This is a genomic window from Geodermatophilus marinus (assembly GCF_003428645.1).
GTDB lineage: Bacteria > Actinomycetota > Actinomycetes > Mycobacteriales > Geodermatophilaceae > Geodermatophilus.
The window spans coordinates 16,476-36,362 of the sequence record NZ_QVQH01000024.1 but is presented as its reverse complement, the minus strand read 5'-3'; the positions used below and the strand labels follow the sequence as shown (position 1 = coordinate 36,362).

The following is a 19,887-nucleotide window of genomic DNA, read 5'->3' as shown; positions in this document are numbered from 1 at the left end:
GCCCGCTCACCCCGGCGGGGTGCCGCTCCCCGACCCGTCGCGGGCCGCCCGCCGCCAGGCCGTGGGGCTCATGCCGAACTGGCGGCGGAACCACCGGGAGAAGGCGCTGGGCGCGCTGAAGCCCAGCAGCTGCGACACCTCGGTCAGCGAGTGGTGGTCGTTGGCCAGGTATCGCTCGGCGAGGCGCGCCCGGGTCGTGTCGAGGACCGAGGAGAAGGTCTCGCCCTGCTCGGCCAGGTGCCGTTGGAGCTCTCCCGGGCGGACATCGAGCAGCCGGCTCGCCCGCGTCATCGACTGGCGCCCGAGCGGCAGCAGGAACTCCACCACGTCCGCCACGTCCGCCGGGCGCAGGTCCGCCGGGGCCGCGGTCGTGGCGGGCACCCCGGAGGCCAGCAACGTGCGGAGGAAGAGCTGGGTGTACGGCCGCAGCGACGGGTCGGCCGTGATCACCCGCGTGTCGAGGTCCGGGGCCGGGAAGGCCAGGCCGGTGTACTGGCGGGCGAAGACCACACCGGGGCCGAAGAGCCGGCGCCAGGGTTCGACCTCGGGGGGAGGGGGACGGGCGAAGGCGGCGGCCTGGGGTCGCCAGTCGCTGCCGACCAGGGTCCGGACGACGCCCACGAGCGCCGCCATGGCCAGGTCGAGCGCCTGGTCGTGCGGTGCCGGGCCACCGAACTCGAGCCAGGCCTCGACCACCGCGAGGTCGCCGTCCTCCCACTGCCGCAGGTGCAGCGCCTCGTTGTAGACGTGCGCGTGCGTGGCCAGGAGGTGCAGGACGCCGCGCAGGTCGGGCTCGTCGCGGACCACGACGCTCACGGGTCCGAGGGTGCCGAGGGAGCGGGCCGCGGCCAGGCGCAGCCCGAAGTCCGGGCAGCCGGACTGCCGCGCGGACAGGTCGAGGAGCCGGGCCGCGGGCGCGGCCGGGATCCAGCGGTCGCGCACGGCGAGGTCGGCGAGATCGAGCCCCACCTGCGCCATCAGGGCCGCCGGGTCGAGCCCGAGCGACCGGGCCAGCTCGGGGTAGCCGGTGAGGGTGGCCGTGCGGATGCGAGGCAGCATCGGGGATCTCCTCCGCGCCGGTCGAAAGGGTAAGGGCTGTGATGCCGCCGGTACAGCCGGGTGGACCCGCTGCCCCTAGCGTGGTGCCACGTCGGTCCTGGACCACGGGCTACGGCGGCCCGGGCCGTGACCGCACGCGCACGAGGCCGCGGAGGTGGGGATGTCCGGCGAGCACCTGTCCCTCCCCGCCGTCCCGCTGCCGGTGCCCCGCCGCCCGGCGCCACCGGCCGTCCGGGGGGACGCCCCCGCCGGTGCGGTCCCCGCGTCGGCGCTGAACCGCCGCGACCTCGAGGTGCTCCGCTGCCTGGTCGAGGGGCGCTCGACCGCCCAGATCGCGGCGAGCCTCTCGGTGTCGACGAACACCGCCCGCACGAGGATCCGGCGGGTACAGGCCAAGCTCGGCGTCGCGGGCCGGGAGGCCGCGGTCCAGGCGGCCCGGGACCTCGGGGTCCTCGCCGTCCCGCCCCGGCGCAGCGCCGCCCGCTGAGCCCCGACCGGCGCCCGGTGGCACACTCGTCTGACCCCCGCCAGGCGGACGACGGAGGGCCCCGCAGGTCCGTGGTGCGGTCGCCTGGCGGGGCACCCCTCCCCGGGTCCGCCGGCGCGCCGGTCCCCGGGTCCCGCGCGGGGTCACCGGGGGCGGTCGCGACGGCGGCCGGGCTCCGCCGCCACGCCGGCGGCGGGCGGGGAGGCCCGGTGCACCACGGCGTGGCGGTACTCGAGCAGCGCGTCCAGGTGCTCCTCGGCCCGCGTCAGGACGTCGAGGTTCCGGCGGTTGCCGGTCCGCGCCGCGGCGGCCCGCGCCGACCGGAGATCGGCGAAGGCCTCCACGATGAGCCGGTCGAGGACGGCGAGACCGTCGAGGGGCGGCGCGGGCGCTGTCATGGTGGTCCCCCCGCTGGTCGTGTCGGGGCCTTCCCGGGCCGAGCGGGCCGCCTCGGCCGTCGCCCGGCGACCCGAGCGTGCCGCCACCGCGGGCACCCGGCATCGTCCCCGGCGGACGACCGGCGCCGCGCCCGTCCGCCGGTCGGCGTGGCACGGTCCACGACTCCCGCGGGCCGCCGGGACCCGAACGGCTCCGGCGGCCTCGCCGTCCGTGCCGCGCGGCAGCCTCCGGCACCGGGAGCGCGGTTCCCTCACCCGGTGCGGATGAGATCTCACCCGGTACGGGTGAGACCGCACGGCAGGGGTGCGGGGGCACCCTCGTACGGCAGCCGGTCCGGGGTCCCGAGGCGCGTCCTCCCGGGGCCCGACCTCCGTGCGGAGGAGTGCCCTCACGGGACACGACTTCGGACCCTGACCGGCGGGACGGCAGGCGCCGAGGGGGGTCGTGCGGACTCTCGGGGGACCCGCCGGCCGTGGCCGGGGCGCCACGGGCGTGGACCACTCGGAAGGCACGGGAGTGACGCATGACGAGACCGTCGACGGCGAGTGCCCCCGCGGCGCTGACGAGGCCCGCCGGTGCGGCCGGCCGGCAGGGCACGGCCCTGCTGGGGTCGAAGCTCGCGCCGCCCGAGCCGGCCCACGCCACCGTGCTCCGCCGGCGCCTGGTCGACCTCCTGGCGGGGCACGTGCAGCGGTCCCCGGTCACCCTCGTCAGCGGTCCCGCGGGGTCGGGCAAGACCGTCCTGGCATCCTCCTGGCGGCAGAGCCAGGGTGCGGGACGGCCGATCGCCTGGCTGAGCCTGGACGAGTACGACGACGACCCGGCCCGGTTCTGGGGCTACGTGGTCGAGGCCCTGACCCGCGTCGGCGTGCAGTGGTCCGAGGTGCCCGCGCTGGCCCCCGGGGAGCCGCCGGGCGCCTCCTTCATCCCGCGCCTGGTGGCGGACGTCGCCTCCTCCGCCCGCCCCGTCGTGCTCGTCCTGGACGAGGCCGACCACCTGACCGACCGGTCCGTCACCGCCGGTCTCGACCTGCTCGTGCGGCAGGCCGGCAACCGGCTCCGGCTGGTGCTGTGCGCCCGGTCCGACCCGCTGCTGCCCCTGCACCGGTACCGGCTCGACGGCTCCTTGTCGGAGATCCGCGGCGACCAGCTCGGCTTCACCGCGGACGAGACCCGCGAGCTGCTGGCCGCGATGGGCGTCCCGGTGACGGCGGAGGTCGCCCGGGCCCTGTGCGCGGAGGCGGAGGGCTGGGCCGTCGGGCTCCGGCTCGCCGCCGCGCCGCTCAAGCGGGGGGTGTCACCCGAGCGGCTGGTCACGTCGCTGGCGCACGACGACGGCAGCGTGGCCCAGTACCTGTTCGCGGAGGTCCTGGAGGGTCAGCCGGCCACCGTCCGCCGCGTCCTGCTCCGCACGAGCGTGACCTCGGAGCTGTGGCCCGACCTGGCGGACCGGCTCTGCGGCCGCCGCAACAGCCGGCGCGTCCTCGTGGGGCTGGCGCACGCCAACGCGTTCGTCGAGGAGTCCCCGGGCGCGCCGGGCGGCCTGCGCGTCCACCCGCTCTTCCGGGAGATGCTGCAGGCGCAGCTGGCCTACGAGCACCCGGGGGAGGTCGCCGGGCTGCACCGGACCTGCGCGGAGTGGTACGCCGCCGCCGGCCGCGCCCAGGACGCGGTCGTGCACGCCGTGGCCGCCGAGGACTGGGGTTTCGTCAGCCGTCTGCTCGTCGACGACCTGCTCGTCCCGCGCCTGCTGGTGCACGGGACGGACACGGCCGTGCGCGGTCTGCAGTCGCTCCCGCCGGGACTCCGCGGTGCCGAGGCCGCGGTCGTCCGGACGGTCGTCGCCCTCGCCGCGGGCAGCTCCCCGGCACCGGCCGACCTGGCGGCATCGGTGCGGGCCCAGGAGGAGGGCGACCGGCTCCCGCTGCGCGTCTCGGCGACCCTCGCCTGCCTGACCGCGAGCGCGGGGACGGACGCCGCACCTGCGGCGCTGCTCCCGCGTCTCGACGCCGCGACCGCGCTCGTCGCCGAGCTCCCGGAGCACGAGCACCAGGCGCGCAGCGAGGCCGTGGCGTTGCTGGGCCACCTCCGCGCGCAGGCGGTCCTCGGGACCAGCGCTCCGCCACGGCAGCTGCTCGCCGCGGTGCGGTCAGCGGCGACCGCGGCGCAGGCGGCGGGCTCCCGCAGGCTCCGGTGCTGGGCGCTCGGCCGGCTCGCGCTCCTCGAGGCGCTCGAGGGGCACCTGACCCGGGCCGTCCAGCTCGCCCTGGACGCCGAGGCGCTCGCCACCGAGGAGGGCAGGGACGAGTCGGCCCGCGACCCCGCCGCCGCGACGGCCCTGGCGTGGGCCCACCTCCGCCGCTACTCGCTGGTCGAGGCGCGGGAGTGGCTCGGGCGGGCCAGGAACCGGGAGCGGTCCGCCGGCCCGGGCGCGATCGGGCCCGGCCCCCTGCAGGCCGTGCTGCAGGGCCAGCACTTCCGCATGCGGCACGAGTACGAGCTCGCGGAGCAGGTGCTGCGCCCCCACCTGGAGGGCCCGTCCCTCCCGCGGTGGGTCGCGGAGCAGGTCGTCACCGAGGTGGTGCGGCTGGCGGTGGCCCGGGGGCACGTGGCCGACGGGCTCGCCATGCTCCGGGACAGGGGCGGCGGCGAGCCGTGGAGCCGGCGCCTGCAGGCGTCGGTCGGCCTCCTCGGCGGCGACGAGGCGGTGGAGGTGCCACCGGACGAGCAGTTCCGGGGATCCCCGGCGCAGATCGTCGAGTCGACGGTCGTCCGGGCCTGCCAGCTGGTCGAGAGCGGCGACCTGTCCGCCGCGGCCGAGGAGCTCGCGGCGGCGCTCGAGCTCGCCCGACCCGAGCTGCTCCGCTGGCCGTTCGTCGACACGCCGCCGCAGGCCCGCCGGCTGCTGCGCACGCACCCCCGGCTGCAGGGCCCGGGTGCGTGGCTCAACCCCTCGAGCGGGGCCCGGCCGACCGGTGCCGGGAACGCCGCGGCGCCCCCGGCGACCGAGGTGGTCCAGGAGCTCAGCGACCGCGAGATGGAGGTCCTCCGCCACCTGGCGGAGATGCTCTCCACCGCCGAGATCGCGGCGACGATGTTCATCTCGGTGAACACCGTGCGGACGCACATCCGGAGCATCCTGCGCAAGCTGTCGGTGAGCCGCCGCAGCCAGGCGGTGCGGAGAGCGCGGGAGCGCGGGCTCCTCTGAGGGCGGTCGGCAGCCTCGTGCGGTGCGGGTGAGGCGCCGTCCCGTCGTCTCCCGCACCGTCGGTCCCATCGGTTCGGACGTCGTGGGGGTCGGTGGACATGGAAGCGGCACGGTCCCGGTACGAACTCCGCGTGGGGAGCCACCTGAGCAGCGCCACGCTCGCCACCTTCCGCGTCCCGGTGCGACCGACGGTCGTGCCGCGGCACACGCTGTACCGGCTCCGGATCCCGGCCGACCGTGACCTGACCGAGGTGCTGGACCGGCTGATCGAGAGCGACGTGCAGGTCCTGGAGATCCGCCGGTGCCCGGCCCCGCCGCGCTCGGCCACCGGTGGGGCACCGGCCGGACCGGCGCAGGCCGCCCCACCCGCCGGGGGGTGCACCGCGGGAGGGGACGGCGTCGTCGTCCCCTTCCCGGCGGCCTCCGGGACCGGCCGGTCGGCGGACGCCCCCTCGGCCGGTTGAGCCGGTCCCCGCGGGCACCCCGGCAGGTGCTCCCCGCGTCTCACTCACGGCGGACGATGCCGGCCCACCGCCGGCGTCCCACAGTGTCAGCGCACGCCACCAGAACCCCGCTCACAGCCTCCCGTCAGGGCGGACGCGGCGGGAGCGGACCCGGAGGACAGTGACATGACCGACACCTCGCACCGCGGCTCCACCGAGACCGGCCGCCCGTACGGTGAACCGCCCACCGCCTGGGCGGGATGGGTCGTCTTCGCCGGCGTCATGCTGATCACGCTGGGTGCCTTCCAGGTCATCCAGGCGCTGGTCGCCCTCTTCGACGACGGCTTCTACGCGGTGACGTCCGAAGGCCTCGTGGTGGACGTGGACTACAACACCTGGGGCTGGATCCACCTCGTCATCGGCATCGTCGCGGTCCTCACCGGCGTGGGACTGCTGGCGGGCAACACGGTGGCCCGTGTGGTCGGCGTCGGGATCGCCGTGCTGAGCGCACTGGCGAACCTGGTGTTCATCGCGGCCTACCCGGTGTGGTCGACCATCGTGATCGCCCTCGACGTCATCGTGATCTACGCGATCATCGTCCACGGCCGGGAGGTCAGGGCACTCCGCTGACCGCCGGGAGCGCCTCCGGCCGGCCGGCCGGACGGTGACGGCAGCCGCACCCGCCCGGGCCGCGCCCGGGCGGGTGACGTGCGCCCGCACGCCCCCGGGTCAGCGCGGCCGGGAACTCCACCCCGGTTCCACCGCGGCCCACTCCGCCTCCCAGGCCCGCTCCCGGCGGGCGTCCAGGACGGAGGTGAGGAGGGCGTGGAGGGCCCAGGTCGCCAGGGGGAGCGCCAGCAGCGGCAACGCCCCGGCGGCAGCCGCCCGGTCCGGGATGCTCGACCGGTCGAGCGGCGCCGGGGCGAGGTCGCCGTCCCGGTCGACCCACAGCCGCACGGCGGTGCCGACCGGCGTGCCGCGCTGCACCGGCACGAAACCCTCCCGGGGCCGGCCGTCGGGGGCGGTCCAGGCGACCCGTACCGGCACCACCGTCCCGGGAGGGGTGCCGTAGGCCCCGTCACGGGGGTGCGCCGGTCCCGGCGCCTCCTCGAGCACGACGGCGCGGGCGCGAAAGCGCTCCGCGGCCTCGGCGGCCGCGACCGCGTGGAGGTGCGCCGCCGTGGCGGTCGAGGCGGCCACCGCGGCCACCGGGGCCACGAGGAACGACAGGACGACGACGAGCCGGCCGACCACCTGCACCCGGTCCGAGCGGCGCCTGAGCGGTCCGCTGCCGAGCGTGCAGCGCCGCAGCGACCGGCGGGCGAACGACTCGTGCTGTGCGGCCATCGTGCGGACCCTCCCCTCCGGGGGCGCGGCCCGCGGCACGGGGCGTCGGCCCGGACGGGGCGGTCCTCCCCGGCCGGCGACCCGGGGCAGCCGCCGGAGCCGCTCATCCGGGCGGGAGGATGCCGCCGGCGCCCGTGTTCACGAGGCTCCCGGACGTCGGACCGGACCCGCAGGCCCGGGTGCCCGGGCTCCCCGGGTCGGATCCGGCCGGCCGGGTGCTCCGGGGGAGGGCTCCTGCGGAACGGAGCCCGCACCGGGAGCGGTGCCCCCGTCGATCGCGAGGGAGCGCGCAGACATGGGACGTCGGGTGTACGAACTCCGGGTGCGCGGGCCGGTCCCCGCCGAGCTCATCGAGGAGATCGGCGCGGAGGACCTCGGCCAGGAGCCGCCGCTGACCGTCCTCCGGACGGGGCCGACGGACCAACCGGGCCTGCACGGCGTGCTGCAGCGGTTGCGCAGCCAGGGACTGGACCTGCTGGAGGTCCGCGCCGCCCACCCGGACCCGTCCGACACCGGCACCGCGTGAGCCGCGGTACCGGTGCCGGACGGGGTGCGGAGCGCTGTCGCGGTCCCGGAGGACGGGGCGGCGCCGGGGCGGCCTGCCGGCCTACGGGGTGCGCTGCTCGGGGACGACCTGGTCGACGAGCGCGGCGGCGCCCAGCACCCCCCGCACGATGGCGCCCGCCGCCGCGGTGACCCGTGCGCTGCCGACGATGGGGGCGATCGCGACCAGGACGGCCTGTGCCTTCTCGGCGGTCAGGCCGCCCTCCTCGGCCATCCCGAGCGTGATCAGGTAGGAGGCCGGGGCGGCGTCCATGGCGACGAGGGCGGCCAGCCGGACGAGCAGGTAGGTCTCGGCGTCGAGACCCGACCGCTCCAGCGCGTCGAGGTTCATCTGCAGCAGCGTCTCGAGGACCGGGGTGTCCCCCTCGGCGATGCGGCCGAGTGCGTTGTCCGGGGCGGTCTGGGTCATGGCTCCTCCTGACGGGCGGGGATCTACGGCGGCCAGCCTCGTGAGGGGGACGACGCCGGTCCTCACCCCGTGCGGACGACGCAGCACGCCCGCGGGACGCCGCCGGCGCGCGCCGCGCCGGTGCCCGCCCTCATCCGCCGTGGGTGATGAGCGCCGTTCCCCGCGGGACCACGCTGACCCCGGTCGGCCGGGCGCCGCGCCCGCCAGTTTGCGGGAGGGACGAGCCATGCGTCGTCTGATCACCGGTCTGCTGGTCCTGGCCAGCGCGCTCACGCTGGTGCTGGCCTCCGTGTCGCTGTGGACGCGCCAGAACGTGGTCGACACCGAGGCGTTCGTGTCCACCGTCGAGACGATCGTCGACCTGCCGGAGGTCGAGTCCCGCATCACGGAGCGGGTGACGGAGACCGTCATGACCCAGCCGGCGGTAGAGGACGCCGTCGACGAGGCCGTGGCGGTTCTCCCGGAGCGGCTGCAGCAGTTCGAGCCCACCGTGGAGAGCGGGGTCCGCTCCGTGGTCGCCGCCGGGGTGCAGCGGCTGCTGACCAACGACCCGTTCCGGCCGCTGACGACCGCCGCGCTCACCTCGGCGCACGGCCAGCTCGTCGCCGGGGAGCCGGTGGAGTACACCCTCGGGCAGGCCAAGGGGCTCGTGCCCGACGCGGCGCAGGACGGGGTCGCCGGCCAGGTGCTGGACCTGCTGCCCGACGACGTGGGCGTCACCCTCCTCACCCCGGCCGGGTCCCCGGAGGTCTACTCGGCCATCGACCTGCTCGAGTCGGTGTGGTGGTGGCTCGGCCTCATCGCCCTGGGCGCGCTCGCCGGCGCCCTCGGCATCTCGCGCCGCCGCCGCGGCACGCTGCGGGCCTGGGCGGTGACCGCGACGGTGCTGGTCCTGCTCGTGCTCGCGGCCCTGCGGGTGGCCCGGGGGCTGCTGCTCCCACGGGTGCGCGAGGAGAACCGGGACGCCGTGGGCGCGGTGTACGACGTCCTCGCCGGGAGCCTGCGGTCCTGGACGCTGTGGCTGCTGGCCGCCGTCCTGCTGGTCCTCGTGCTGACGCTGGTGTGGGGCCGGCTCGGCCTCGTGGCCGGCGTGCGGCGCGGGCTCGCCTCGGCGCGGGCCCAGGTGCGCCGCCGGCAGGAGGCCCGGGCCCAGGCCGCTGCGGGTGCCGCGCCGGGCCAGGCCGTCGCGCCGGGCGAGGCGGCCGCTCCGGCGGCCGGGGAGCCCTGGGCGCGGCGCGTCGCCGCCTGGTGGCGGGGCTTCGCCGAGGGGCTGGAGCTCCCGGAGCGGAGCGCTCGCCTCGGCGCCTCGGTGCGGGCCCACCTGGGACCGGCCCGGTGGGCGGGGATCACCGTCGGCGCGGTGGTCCTGCTGTTCTGGCCGGAGCCGACGCTGTCGGTGCTCGTCTGGGTCGCCGCTCTGGTCGCCCTCTACCTCGGTGCCCTGGAGTGGCTGCAGAACCGGGCGGCGGAGCCGGCCGCCGACGGGCAGCGTCCGGCCGCCGCGGGGGCGCCGGCGGGCACGCCCGGCCCGGCGGCGCCCGAGCCGTCGGCGGGGCCCCCGGCCGCGGTCCCGGCCCCGCGGTGGACGGCAGGACCGGCCCCCGATGGCGGCGCACCCGGCGGCGCGCCGGTCGCCACCCTGGTCGACACGGCCCCGGCGCCCGAGCCGCTGCTGCCGGCCGCGTTGACGCCGGAGACGCTCTCGACCCTCAGCGGCCGGCTCGACCTGCTCGTGCGCCTGGGGGAGGCGCGCGACGCCGGCGTCCTGAGCGAGGAGGAGTTCAGCCGCGAGAAGGCCCGGCTCCTCGGCGGGTGACCGGTCGGTTCACGACGCGGAGGCCCGGGCGGTCGTCCGCCACGCCGTGGGCGTCATCCCGAACTCCTGCCGGAACCACCGGGAGAACGCGCTCGGCGCGGTGAAGCCGAGCCGTTCCGAGACGTCGGTCAGCGTCCAGCGGTCTGCCGTCAGGTAGCGCTCCGCGAGCGCCGCCCGGGTCTCGTGGACGATGGACGAGAAGGACGTCCCCTCCGCGGCGAGCCGGCGGTGCAGCGTCCGCTGGGTCGTCCCCAGGCTGCGGGCCACCTGCTGCGTCGAGTACCGCCCGACGGGCAGGAGCATCTCGACCAGGTGCCGCACCTGCCCCGTGACGGTCTCGGCGGGCGGGGCGCCGAGCGCCCGGCGCAGCTGGTCGGTGTACGGCCGCAGCAGCGGGTCGGACATCGTGTTCGCGGCGTCCAGCTCCGCGGCGTGGAACACCAGCCCGGTGAACTCGTGCCCGAACCGCAGCCGGGGGCCGAACACCGCCAGGTGGGTGGCGGTCGACGCCGGAGCGGGGTGGGTGAAGCACAGGGAGAGCGGCTCCCACTGCCGGCCGAGGAGCTCCCGGATGATCCCGAGCAGCGTCGCGGTGGCCAGCTCCAGGGCCTGCCGGGTCGGTGCCGGTTCCCCGAACTCGAACCACAGCCGCATGGTCGCCAGATCCCCGGCCTCGTCCAGCCGGAGCCGCAGCGCCTCGTTGTAGCTGTGCTCGTACCGGCAGAGCAGCCCCAGCGCGCTGCGCAGGTCCGGCTCCTGGCGCAGCACGACGCTGAGCGGCCCCAGCGTCGCCAGCCGGCGCAGCCCGGCCAGCCGCAGGCCCACGTCCTCGATGCCGGCCTCCTCGGCCGACCGGTCCAGCAGCCGGGCGACCGCGGCCGCCGGCACCCACGTGTCGGGCACGGCCAGGTCGGCGACGGCCAGACCCTCGTCGGCCAGCAGCCGTGCCGGGTCGAGCCCGCAGGACCGCGCCAGGCCGACGTAGCCGTCGAGCGTCGCGCAGCGGACACCGGGACGCATGCCGTGCTCCCTCCGCCGGCCGGGCAGGCCGTGTCCGACAAGGGTAAGGCATGTGTCCGGATCCGTACAGCCTCCGGCTGGCGCCGCTGCCACAGTGAGAGCCGTCCGGGAGAGCCGATCCACGTCCCGGCCGGTCGGCGGACAGATCGCCACCGCACCCCCACCACCCCCCGCGTGCCCGGCACGCGCCGTCGACGTACCAGGAGGACCGATCACATGGCCGAGGGCATCCGCTTCCACGAGACCGGCGGACCGGAGGTGCTGCGCCGGGAACGCCTCGACGTCGGGGAGCCGGGCCCCGGGCAGGTGCGCATCCGGCACGCGGCGGTCGGGCTGAACTTCGCCGACACGTACTTCCGCACCGGGCTCTACCCGGCGCCCCTCCCGGCCGGCATGGGGGTGGAGGCGGCCGGTGTCGTCGAGGCGATCGGCCCCGGGGTGACCGGCTTCGGCGCGGGCGACCGCGTCACCTACACCGGCAGCCCGCTCGGTGCGTACAGCACCGAGCGCGTGATGGACGCCGCGCACCTGATCCCGCTGCCGGCCGGGATCCCGTTCGAGACCGGCGCCGCCATGACGATGCGCGGCCTCACCTGCGCCTACCTGCTGCGCCGGATCGCCCGGCTCGACCCCGGCGACACCGTCCTGCTGCACGCGGCGGCCGGCGGGGTCGGCCTGCTCTTCACCCAGTGGGCCCGCCTGCTCGGCCTCACCGTCATCGGCACCGTCTCCACCGACGAGAAGGCCGAGGTCGCCCGGGCGCACGGGTGCGCGCACACCATCGTCCACACGCGCGAGGACGTCGCAGCCCGGGTCCGCGAGCTCACCGACGGCGCCGGCGTCCCCGTCGTCTACGACAGCGTCGGGCGGAGCACGTTCGCCTCGTCGCTGGACTCGCTCGCCCGGCGGGGACTGCTGGTCTGCTTCGGCACCGCGTCGGGGCCCGTCCCGCCGATCGACGCGATGCAGCTGGCCCTGAAGGGCTCGCTGTTCGTGACCCGTCCCGCCCTGGCCGACTACATCGCCGACCCGGCGGAGCGCGCCGCCCTGGCCGGTGAGCTCTTCGACCACGTGGCCGCCGGCCGCATCGCCGTCCGGATCGACCGGCGCTACGCGCTGGACGAGGCCGTCCAGGCGCACCGCGACCTCGAGTCCGGCCGCGGGGTCGGCTCCTCCGTCTTCGTCCTCGACTCCTGAACCCCCGTCCCACCGATGAGCACGTCCCACCCCCGAGCAAGGAGAACCACCGTGACCACCGTCATCGACCACACCGTGCCGCGGCGAGCCTGGCCGTCGGTCCACGTCGGCGCGACCGCCATCGAGGTCGTCCCGCTCACCGCGACGATCGGCGCGGAGCTGCGCAACGTCAGCCTGGCCGCCGCCTCGCGGGACGACGGCCTCTTCGCCGAGCTGAGGGCCCTGCTGCTGCAGTACAAGGTGCTGTTCGTCCGCGACCAGGACATCACCCGCGCCGAGCACGTCGCCCTGGCCGAGCGGTTCGGCCCGCTCGAGGACCACCCGGTCGCCGGCAGCGACCCCGACCACCCGGGCCTGGTCCGCATCTACAAGGACCTCGACAGCAAGCCGGAGCACTACGAGAACGCCTTCCACTGCGACGCCACCTGGCGCGTGGCCCCGCCCTTCGGGTCGGTGCTCCGCTGCGTCGAGGGCCCGGCCGTCGGCGGCGACACCATCTGGGTGAACATGGCCGAGGCCTACCGGCGGCTGCCCGAGCACGTGAAGCAGCGGATCGACGGCCTCAAGGCCCGGCACAGCATCGAGGCCAGCTTCGGCGCCGCCATGCCCGAGGAGCAGCGGCACGCGCTGCACGAGCGGTTCCCCGACGCCGAGCACCCGGTCGTGCGGACCCACCCGGAGACCGGCGAGAAGGTGCTGTTCGTGAACGCGTTCACGACGCACTTCACGAACTACCACACGCCGGAGAACGTGCGCTTCGGCCACGACTACTCGCCGGGTGCGAGCGAGCTGCTCAACTACCTGATCCGGCAGGCGTCGGTCCCCGAGTACCAGGTGCGCTGGCGCTGGACGAACGACAGCTTCGCCATCTGGGACAACCGCAACACCCAGCACTACGCCGTCCAGGACTACTGGCCCGCCGTCCGCCGCATGGAGCGCGCCGGGATCGTCGGCAGCCCCACGTTCTGACCCCTCGTCCCGGCCGACCCTGCGTGTCCGAAAGGGTCGCCGATCCTGTCCGGATCCGTACAGCCATGACGGGCCGCTGCTCGGACACTTCATGCATCGCCCGGCAAGCCCGTTCCTGAACCCTCCCGCACCGATCGACTGGAGCAACTTCCATGCACTTCCTCGACGACTCCCTGTTCCCCGAGAACCAGGAGAAGCTGGTCATCACCGCGGCCCCCTACGGCCCCGAGTGGGAGCCGGCCGACTTCCCCGAGGACATCCCGCTGACCATGGACCAGCACGTCCAGCAGGCCGTGGACTGCTGGGAGGCCGGCGCCACCGTGCTGCACATCCACGTGCGCGAACTCGACGGCAAGGGCTCCAAGCGGCTCTCGCAGTTCAACGAGCTGCTCCGCCGGCTGCGCGAGGCCGTGCCGGAGATGATCCTGCAGGTCGGCGGCTCGATCTCCTTCGCCCCTGAGGGCGACGGGGCCGACGCCAAGTGGCTGTCCGACGACACGCGGCACATGCTCGCCGAGCTCGACCCGAAGCCCGACCAGGTGACCATCGCGATCAACACCTCGCAGATGAACATCGTCGAGCTGATGACCGACTCGGACATCGCCGGCACGTCGTTCCAGCGCCCCGAGCTGTACGAGACCTACCGCAACATGGAGGTCCCGGCCTCCCCGGAGTGGGTCGAGGAGCACCTGCGGCGGCTGGTCGCCAACGGCATCCAGCCGCACTTCCAGCTGGCGCACAGCGCGCAGCTGGAGACGGTGGAGCGGCTGGTCCGCCGCGGCGTCTACACCGGGCCGCTGAACATCACCTGGGTGGCGATCGGCGGCGGCTTCGACGGCCCGAACCCCTACACGATGATGGAGTTCGTCCGCCGGGTGCCCGACGGCGCGTCGCTGACGCTCGAGAGCATCATGCGCAACGTCCTGCCGATCAACACGATGGCGATCGCCCTGGGCCTGCACACCCGGTGCGGCAACGAGGACACCCTCTGGGGCCGGCTGGGCGAGAAGTGCACTTCCGCCGACGCCGTCCGTCAGCTGGTGCGCATCGCCGGCGAGCTCGGCCGCGAGGTCGCGACCGGCAAGGAATCCCGCGAGATCTACCGGCTCGACGAGTACTGGGGCAGCGCCGACGAGGCGCTGGCCAAGCTCGGCTACCCGCCGAACCGCAAGCCCGGCCAGGTGGGCTTCCTCCACCACGCCTGAGCGGGCCCGCACCACGCGCGGGGCGGGCCCGGGCATTCCCCCCGGGCCCGCCCCTGCGCCACCATGTCGACTGCGAACACGGTTCGAGGTCGACGCCCCGGTCCCGTCACCGGACGGCACCGGATCCGACTTCGAATCGTCGCACCCTGGAGCGTCGTCATGGCATCGCTGCTCACCGAGAGCCGAGGCGCCGGCACCGCCGTCGCGCCGGCCCCGTCCGCCCGGGCCCGCAAGGTCTTCCCCTGGCTCGTCTTCACCCTCACGTTCGCCCTGCTCCTGTCGGACTACATGTCCCGCCAGGTGCTCTCGGCCGTCTTCCCGTTCCTCAAGCTGGAGTGGGCGCTCACCGACACGCAGCTCGGGGGGCTCACCAGCGTCGTCGCGCTGACCGTCGGCCTGCTGGCCGTTCCGCTGTCCCTGCTCGGCGACCGGTGGGGCCGGGTCCGCTCGATCGTGCTCATGGCCGTCATCTGGAGCCTGGCCACCGCCGGCTGCGCGGTCGCGGCCAACTACGAGCAGCTCATGCTGGCCCGCGTCTTCATCGGCGTCGGGGAGGCCGCCTACGGCAGCGTGGGCCTGGCCGTCGTCCTCGCCGTGTTCCCCGCCCACCGGCGGGCGTCCTTCACCGGCGCGTTCATGGCCGGCGGCTCGTTCGGTTCCGTGCTCGGGGTCGCGCTCGGCGGCGCGCTCGCCGTGCAGCTGGGCTGGCGCTGGTCGTTCGGCGTCATGGCGATCCTCGGCCTGGTCCTGGTCGCGCTGTACCGCCTGTTCATCAGCGACGAGAAGCTCGACCGGTTCCGCGTCGACGACGTCGCCGAGGGCGAGCCGGTGGCCCCGAAGGGGGAGCGCGCGAAGCTGCGCACCCTGTTCAGCACCCCGTCGGTCATCTGCGCCTACATCGGCAGCGGCCTGCAGCTGTTCATCGCCGGCTCGCTGTTCGCCTGGCTGCCCAGCTACCTCAACCGCGCCTACGACCTGGCACCCGACCGGGCGGCCGGCATCGCGGCCGTCGCCATCCTGTTCATGGGCGCCGGCATGATCATCTGCGGCTGGGTCACCGACCGGCTGAGCCGGCACGTGGCCATCCGGAAGTGGACGACCGCGATCGTCTACTCGCTCGTGTCGCTGGTGTTCCTGGGCAGCGCGTTCCTGCTCGGCCCGGGCGGGCTGCAGCTCCTGCTGCTCGCGGTCGGCATCTTCTTCGCCGCCGGGGTCACCGGCCCGGCCGGGGCCATGGTGTCCAACCTGACCCACGAGTCGATCCGGGCCACGGCGTTCGGCAGCCTCACCCTCGCCAACAACCTGCTCGGGCTGGCCGCGGGACCGCTGCTGACGGGCATCCTCGCCGACCGGCTGGGTCTGGAGACGGCGATGCAGGTGGTCCCCCTGGCCGCGGTCGGCGCGCTGATCGCCCTGGTGCTCGGCCGGCGGGCCTACCCGGCCAGCCTGGTCCGTGCCCGCAGGACGGCGGTGACCCGGTGACCGCGGCGACCGTCGTCCTGGTGCCCGGCCTGCGCGGGCACGTCGAGGACCACTGGCAGACGCGGCTGGCCGCGACGCTGCCGGGGGCCCGGACCGTTCCTCCGCTGGGCCGGACGGACCCCGACCTGCGGGCCCGCGTCGACCTGCTGGACCGCGTCGTCGCCGAGGCGGACGGCCCGGTGGTCGTCGTCGCCCACAGCGCCGGCGTCCTGACCACCGTGCACTGGGCGGCGACGTACGAGGGGACGGCGGTCGTCGGGGCGCTGCTGGTGACCCCGCCGGCCCTCGCCGACCCGCTGCCGGCGGGCTACCCGTCCATCGCGCAGCTCCGGGCCTCCGGCTGGCTCCCGGTCCCGCGGCGGCGGCTGCCGTTCCCGAGCATCCTCGCGGTCAGCTCCGACGACCCGCTGGGCAACCCGGTACGGCTGCGGGCGCTGGCCGCCGCGTGGGGCAGCCGGGTGCACCCGCTGGGTGCCGTCGGGCACCTGAACCCGGCCTCGGGGTTCGGGAACTGGCCCGAGGCGCTCCCGCTCGTCGACGAGCTCGGGGACGGCGCCGGATCACCCGGCGCGGACCCCGTCCGCGGGCCGCGGCCGGCCCTCGTGCCGGCATGACCGCGGTCCAGGACGCCGGCGTGCGCGCCGCCGCGACCGCCGCGGCCGCGCCGCCCCGGCGCTGGCCGGGGCTCGTGGCCGCCGCGGTCGGCTTCGGCGGCGCACTGCTGGCCCACCGCTTCGTGCCGGCGATCGGGGTGCTCACCTGGGCGGTGGCCCTGGGCATGCTCGCCGGGAACACCGGCCTCCTGCGCGGAGATGCGCGGTCGTCCCTCGGTCGCCTGACCCGCCGCCTGCTGCGCATCGGGATCGTGCTGCTCGGCTTCTCCGTGTCCTTCGGCGCGATCGCGGCGCTCGGCGCGGGCACGGTCGCCCTGGTGGCCGGGACGCTGGTGGCGACGCTGGTCGCCACCACCTGGCTGGGCAACCGGGTGGGCCTGGGGCGCGCGCGCAGCCTGCTGATCGGCACGGGCTTCGCCATCTGCGGCGCCTCGGCGATCGCCGCGATGGAGGAGACCGCCGGCGCGGACGAGGAGGACGTCGCGGTCGGGATCGCGATGGTCACGCTGCTCGGGACCATCACGATGGTGCTGCTGCCCCTCCTGTGGCACCCGCTCGGGCTCAGCGACCAGCAGTACGGCATCTGGGCCGGCGCGAGCGTCCAGGAGGTCGGCCAGGTCGTCGCGGCGGCGGGCGCCGGGGGCGCGGCGGTCGTGGGCGTGGCCGTCGTGGTCAAGCTGACCCGGGTGCTGCTGCTCGCCCCGGTCGTCGCGACGGTGAGCGCCGGGCGACGGCTCGCCTCCGGGGGCGGGGACGCGGCGGCGACGCGTCCCCCGGTCGTGCCGCTGTTCGTGCTGGGCTTCGTGGGGTGCGTGGCCCTGCGCAGCACGGGGGTCGTGCCGTCCGGCGCACTGGAGGTCATCTCGCAGCTGCAGGTCGCCGCGCTGGCCGCGGCGCTGTTCGGGATGGGCGCCGGCGTCCGGCTGCGCTCGCTGCTCAGGGGCGGCGGGCCGGCGCTGGCCGTGGCCACGGCGTCGACGGTGTTCATCGTCGGGATCGCGCTGGCCGGCGTCCTGCTGCTCGGCGCCGGGTGACCCGTCGCCGGCCGGCGGGTCGCTCACGGCGCGGCACCGCGGTCGGGGGCGCTCATGTCCCCCGTCCCGGGCGTGCCGGCGGCCAGCCCGTAGCGCAGGTACACGGTGCCCTTCGGGCTGGCCGCCGGTGGTTCGAGGAGGGTGACGTTCGTGGGCACCGCGCCCCCGTCGAACACCTTCTTGCCGACGCCGAGCACGACCGGGTGCACCCAGAGGTCGAGCCGGTCGAAGAGCTTCTCGCGCAGCAGGGTCTGCACCAGGTCCAGGCTCCCGACGACCTTCACCTGCTCGTGCCGGTCCCGGATCCCGCGCACCGCGCCCGCGAGATCCGGGCCCAGCTGCGCGGACCCGGCCCACGAGAGGTCAGGCCGGCCGCGGGAGGCCACGTACTTGGGGACGCGGTTGAACAGCCGGGCGATCCCGTCGTCCGGGCCGCCCTCCTGGTGCGGCCAGTAGGCGGCGAAGATGTCGTACGTCCGCCGGCCGAGCAGGAGGGCGTCGGTGCCCTCGTACGCGGCCCCGACCTGCGCCTCGGCGACCTCGTCCAGCAGCGGCGCCTGCCAGCCGCCGAACGGGAACCCCTCCGGGTCCTCGTCGGGGCCGCCGGGCGCCTGCCCGACGAGGTCGAGGGTCGCGAACAGCTCGATGTGGATGAGGCCCATGCCCTGCTCCCGGTGAGGTGGCGGTCTCCTGCGAGGGTTGGACCGGCGGGTGCCGGCGAACTCAGCGGTGCGCCGGCGGACCGGGGGCGTCGAGGGCCAGGACCGGAGCAGGGGTCCCGAGGGAGCAGCGGTGACGGTCGTGACGGTCCGGTGACGCAGGACGTGCTCACATCGGGGCGTGCCCGGATCTGCAGACATGCCCCCGCAGGCGTCGGTCGACATCGCCGACCAGGAGTCCTCGGGCGAGCCGGACAGGGCGGCACCGCGCGGCGGTGCAGCGACCGCCGGCCCGCCGGGCGACTCCATCGAGGACGTGCTGACGGAGGTCCGCCGACTGCGCCTCGACGTCGAACGCGTGGACCGAGCAGTTGCCGCGTTGGCGCCGGCAGCGGGATCACCGTCCCCCGATGCGCCGGGTGAGCCGCCGCGGACGGGGGTCGCGGTCCTGGCTGACCGCTACCGCCGGGTGGAGCACCTGCTCGCAGCGGCGGAGGAGCGCGCACCCGGCGACTTCGCGGCTGCTGTCGAGATGCGGGCCACCGCGGCCCGGTTGGCCTGCGAGGGGCTCGGCGCGCTGCTCGCGGACCGGACCGTGCTCTCCGACCTGCGCGAGCACGTCGGGAACGTCACCGGAACGCCGGATCACTGGGACAGCGAGCCGTACCGCCGGGCAGAGGTGCGTCTTCTCGTGCTGGCCGGGCTGCCGCAGGAGAGCGCGCAGGCGCTCATCGACGAGGCATGGGCCATCCAGCGCCTCGCGCCGGCCCCCTCGACGGAGATCACGCCCGACTCGATCCTGGACCGCGTCCGGGCGGTCCGGGCCGTGCTGTGCGGCGGCTCTGCTGCCGCCCTGGCTCACCTGGACCAACCCGACCCGGTGGTCACCCGGCAGGACCCGGGCACACCGGTCGGGCGTCGTGGTTGGTGGAGGTCGCTCCGGGGTCGGCGGCTGCTGTACACCGTGGGTGGGGTCCTGATCACCGCTGCGAACGTCACGGTGGCGGGGACGGTCGAGGTGGCTGCGGCCGGGGGTGCCGGCGGCGCCCTCGTCGGCGTCTCGGCGAACGTCGGCACGTCCCTGCTGTTCCACGGTCAGACGGTTCCGCCCGCGTGATCCGGCCCGGCCGGCCCCGCCGTCGAGCCGGCCGTCCATCGTTCGGTGGGGGAGTGGAGAGGGGACACCGGCCCCTGGCCTCCCTGCCGTGTCCGAGGAGAGTGCAGCGCTTCTGCACGAGCCGGTGCCGGCACGGAGCTACCGGTCAGCCGTAGACGTCGGCGCGGTGCGAGATGCGCACGACCCTGACGAGAACCTCGTCGTCGTGGATCGAGTAGATGACGCGGTACTGGCCCCGCCGCGCAGCGCAGCCCAGTAGCCCTCGAGATCGGAGCGCAGCGGCCTCCCGACGCGGTACGGGTCCGCAGCCGGCGGCCCGAAGAGGAAGTCGACGACCGCGACGGCCACCGGCTCGGGGAGGTCTCGCTCGATGGCACGCTTCGCCGCTGCCGAGAGGACGACGGTGTGGCGACGAGGGCCGCTCACCGCCGACGGGCCGCGAGGGCGGCGCGCACCTCGACCTCGCCGTAGACGTCACCGGCGGCCATCGTCTCCTCGGCCTGCCTGATGTTCGAGCGGGCTCGAGGATCGGGGAGGACCTCCAGGGTCTCCACCAGGGACTCGTAGTCCTCGACGGCGAGGATGACCGCGACCGGGCTGACGTTCCTCGTGACGGTGACGCGCTCGTGGGTGCCGGCGACCTCGTCGATCACCTCGCTGAAGTGCGCCTTGACCGCTGCCAGCGACTGCGTCGCCATGACCTCGATCCTGGTCAGCCGGCCGGGCTGGGGTCGAGGAGCGCGCCGGGGGTTGCTGCGGGATGCGGGTGGGGGGGCCTCGCAGTCATCGCTGCGTCGTCGTGCGGAGCGCTGTCGACCGTGCACCCCGGCGATGGACTTCGGCGCCCGCCGCATGTGG

General features: G+C 75.7%; 20 protein-coding genes. 13 read left to right on the top strand and 7 right to left on the bottom strand.

Translation table 11 applies throughout. The annotated features are described in order from the left end of the window. Positions 1–6: 6 nt before the first annotated feature. Entirely contained in the window at positions 7–1,059 is a 1,053-nt protein-coding gene (locus tag D0Z06_RS20155) for an AraC family transcriptional regulator (RefSeq protein WP_117379336.1), read from the bottom strand. 160 nt (positions 1,060–1,219) lie between these two features. Here D0Z06_RS20155 and D0Z06_RS20150 point away from each other — a divergent pair, with 160 nt between their 5' ends. Next, the gene (locus D0Z06_RS20150) at positions 1,220–1,546 is read left to right on the top strand and encodes a helix-turn-helix domain-containing protein (protein WP_117379335.1); all 327 of its coding nucleotides are present in this window, start codon (positions 1,220–1,222) and stop codon (positions 1,544–1,546) included. Between the two features lie 143 nt (positions 1,547–1,689). Here the strand turns inward: D0Z06_RS20150 and D0Z06_RS20145 are convergent, their stop codons facing one another. Continuing rightward, complete coding sequence (locus D0Z06_RS20145; protein WP_147332095.1) at positions 1,690–1,944, bottom strand: hypothetical protein; 255 nt, start codon at positions 1,942–1,944, stop codon at positions 1,690–1,692. 524 nt (positions 1,945–2,468) lie between these two features. Here D0Z06_RS20145 and D0Z06_RS20140 point away from each other — a divergent pair. The 3 genes from D0Z06_RS20140 (at position 2,469) to D0Z06_RS20130 (ending at position 6,226) form a co-directional block, all read left to right on the top strand. Further along, positions 2,469–5,153 carry a LuxR C-terminal-related transcriptional regulator gene (locus tag D0Z06_RS20140; RefSeq protein ID WP_117379333.1) on the top strand — a complete coding sequence of 895 codons (2,685 nt, stop codon included), beginning with the start codon at positions 2,469–2,471 and terminating at the stop codon, positions 5,151–5,153. A gap of 131 nt (positions 5,154–5,284) precedes the next feature. Further along, entirely contained in the window at positions 5,285–5,617 is a 333-nt protein-coding gene (locus D0Z06_RS20135) for a hypothetical protein (protein ID WP_117379332.1), read from the top strand. 165 nt (positions 5,618–5,782) lie between these two features. Further along, positions 5,783–6,226 carry a DUF7144 family membrane protein gene (locus tag D0Z06_RS20130; RefSeq protein WP_117379331.1) on the top strand — a complete coding sequence of 148 codons (444 nt, stop codon included), beginning with the start codon at positions 5,783–5,785 and terminating at the stop codon, positions 6,224–6,226. A 99-nt stretch (positions 6,227–6,325) separates the two neighbouring features. Here D0Z06_RS20130 and D0Z06_RS20125 read toward each other — a convergent pair whose 3' ends face one another. Then, positions 6,326–6,943 (bottom strand): Rv1733c family protein, encoded by a 618-nt coding sequence (locus D0Z06_RS20125; RefSeq protein ID WP_117379330.1) that lies wholly within the window; start codon positions 6,941–6,943, stop codon positions 6,326–6,328. Positions 6,944–7,238: 295 nt separating this feature from the next. On the opposite strand from D0Z06_RS20125, the gene D0Z06_RS20120 reads away from it, so the two are divergent. Next, the gene (locus D0Z06_RS20120; RefSeq protein WP_147332094.1) at positions 7,239–7,469 is read left to right on the top strand and encodes a hypothetical protein; all 231 of its coding nucleotides are present in this window, start codon (positions 7,239–7,241) and stop codon (positions 7,467–7,469) included. An 81-nt stretch (positions 7,470–7,550) separates the two neighbouring features. Here D0Z06_RS20120 and D0Z06_RS20115 read toward each other — a convergent pair whose 3' ends face one another. After that, complete coding sequence (locus D0Z06_RS20115) at positions 7,551–7,916, bottom strand: carboxymuconolactone decarboxylase family protein (protein WP_117379328.1); 366 nt, start codon at positions 7,914–7,916, stop codon at positions 7,551–7,553. Positions 7,917–8,142: 226 nt separating this feature from the next. Here D0Z06_RS20115 and D0Z06_RS20110 point away from each other — a divergent pair, with 226 nt between their 5' ends. Further along, the gene (locus D0Z06_RS20110) at positions 8,143–9,732 is read left to right on the top strand and encodes an SHOCT domain-containing protein (RefSeq protein ID WP_117379327.1); all 1,590 of its coding nucleotides are present in this window, start codon (positions 8,143–8,145) and stop codon (positions 9,730–9,732) included. 9 nt (positions 9,733–9,741) lie between these two features. Here the strand turns inward: D0Z06_RS20110 and D0Z06_RS20105 are convergent, their stop codons facing one another. After that, complete coding sequence (locus D0Z06_RS20105; RefSeq protein ID WP_117379326.1) at positions 9,742–10,752, bottom strand: AraC family transcriptional regulator; 1,011 nt, start codon at positions 10,750–10,752, stop codon at positions 9,742–9,744. A 216-nt stretch (positions 10,753–10,968) separates the two neighbouring features. Here D0Z06_RS20105 and D0Z06_RS20100 point away from each other — a divergent pair, with 216 nt between their 5' ends. From D0Z06_RS20100 to D0Z06_RS20075, 6 genes are all read left to right on the top strand, one after another. Next, on the top strand, positions 10,969–11,949 hold the full coding sequence (locus D0Z06_RS20100) for a quinone oxidoreductase family protein (protein WP_117379325.1): 981 nt from the start codon (positions 10,969–10,971) through the stop codon (positions 11,947–11,949). 51 nt (positions 11,950–12,000) lie between these two features. Further along, positions 12,001–12,918 (top strand): TauD/TfdA dioxygenase family protein, encoded by a 918-nt coding sequence (locus D0Z06_RS20095; protein WP_199522438.1) that lies wholly within the window; start codon positions 12,001–12,003, stop codon positions 12,916–12,918. Between the two features lie 152 nt (positions 12,919–13,070). Further along, entirely contained in the window at positions 13,071–14,123 is a 1,053-nt protein-coding gene (locus D0Z06_RS20090; protein ID WP_117379323.1) for a beta-keto acid cleavage family enzyme, read from the top strand. Positions 14,124–14,282: 159 nt separating this feature from the next. Then, positions 14,283–15,605 carry an MFS transporter gene (locus tag D0Z06_RS20085; RefSeq protein ID WP_117379322.1) on the top strand — a complete coding sequence of 441 codons (1,323 nt, stop codon included), beginning with the start codon at positions 14,283–14,285 and terminating at the stop codon, positions 15,603–15,605. Then, positions 15,602–16,219, top strand: coding sequence for an RBBP9/YdeN family alpha/beta hydrolase (locus D0Z06_RS20080; protein ID WP_117379321.1), 618 nt, complete (start codon positions 15,602–15,604; stop codon positions 16,217–16,219). Before D0Z06_RS20085 ends, D0Z06_RS20080 begins: the two co-directional genes overlap by 4 nt. Continuing rightward, on the top strand, positions 16,216–17,253 hold the full coding sequence (locus tag D0Z06_RS20075; RefSeq protein WP_117379320.1) for a YeiH family protein: 1,038 nt from the start codon (positions 16,216–16,218) through the stop codon (positions 17,251–17,253). Before D0Z06_RS20080 ends, D0Z06_RS20075 begins: the two co-directional genes overlap by 4 nt. A 23-nt stretch (positions 17,254–17,276) precedes the next feature. On the opposite strand, the gene D0Z06_RS20070 is transcribed toward D0Z06_RS20075, so the two are convergent. Further along, positions 17,277–17,915, bottom strand: a complete 639-nt coding sequence (locus tag D0Z06_RS20070) for a dihydrofolate reductase family protein (protein WP_117379319.1) — start codon at positions 17,913–17,915, stop codon at positions 17,277–17,279. A 178-nt stretch (positions 17,916–18,093) separates the two neighbouring features. Between D0Z06_RS20070 and D0Z06_RS20065 the strand changes: the two genes are divergently transcribed. After that, complete coding sequence (locus D0Z06_RS20065; protein WP_147332093.1) at positions 18,094–19,029, top strand: hypothetical protein; 936 nt, start codon at positions 18,094–18,096, stop codon at positions 19,027–19,029. A 422-nt stretch (positions 19,030–19,451) separates the two neighbouring features. On the opposite strand, the gene D0Z06_RS20055 is transcribed toward D0Z06_RS20065, so the two are convergent. Continuing rightward, entirely contained in the window at positions 19,452–19,727 is a 276-nt protein-coding gene (locus D0Z06_RS20055; protein WP_117379317.1) for a type II toxin-antitoxin system Phd/YefM family antitoxin, read from the bottom strand. Positions 19,728–19,887 lie beyond the last annotated feature (160 nt).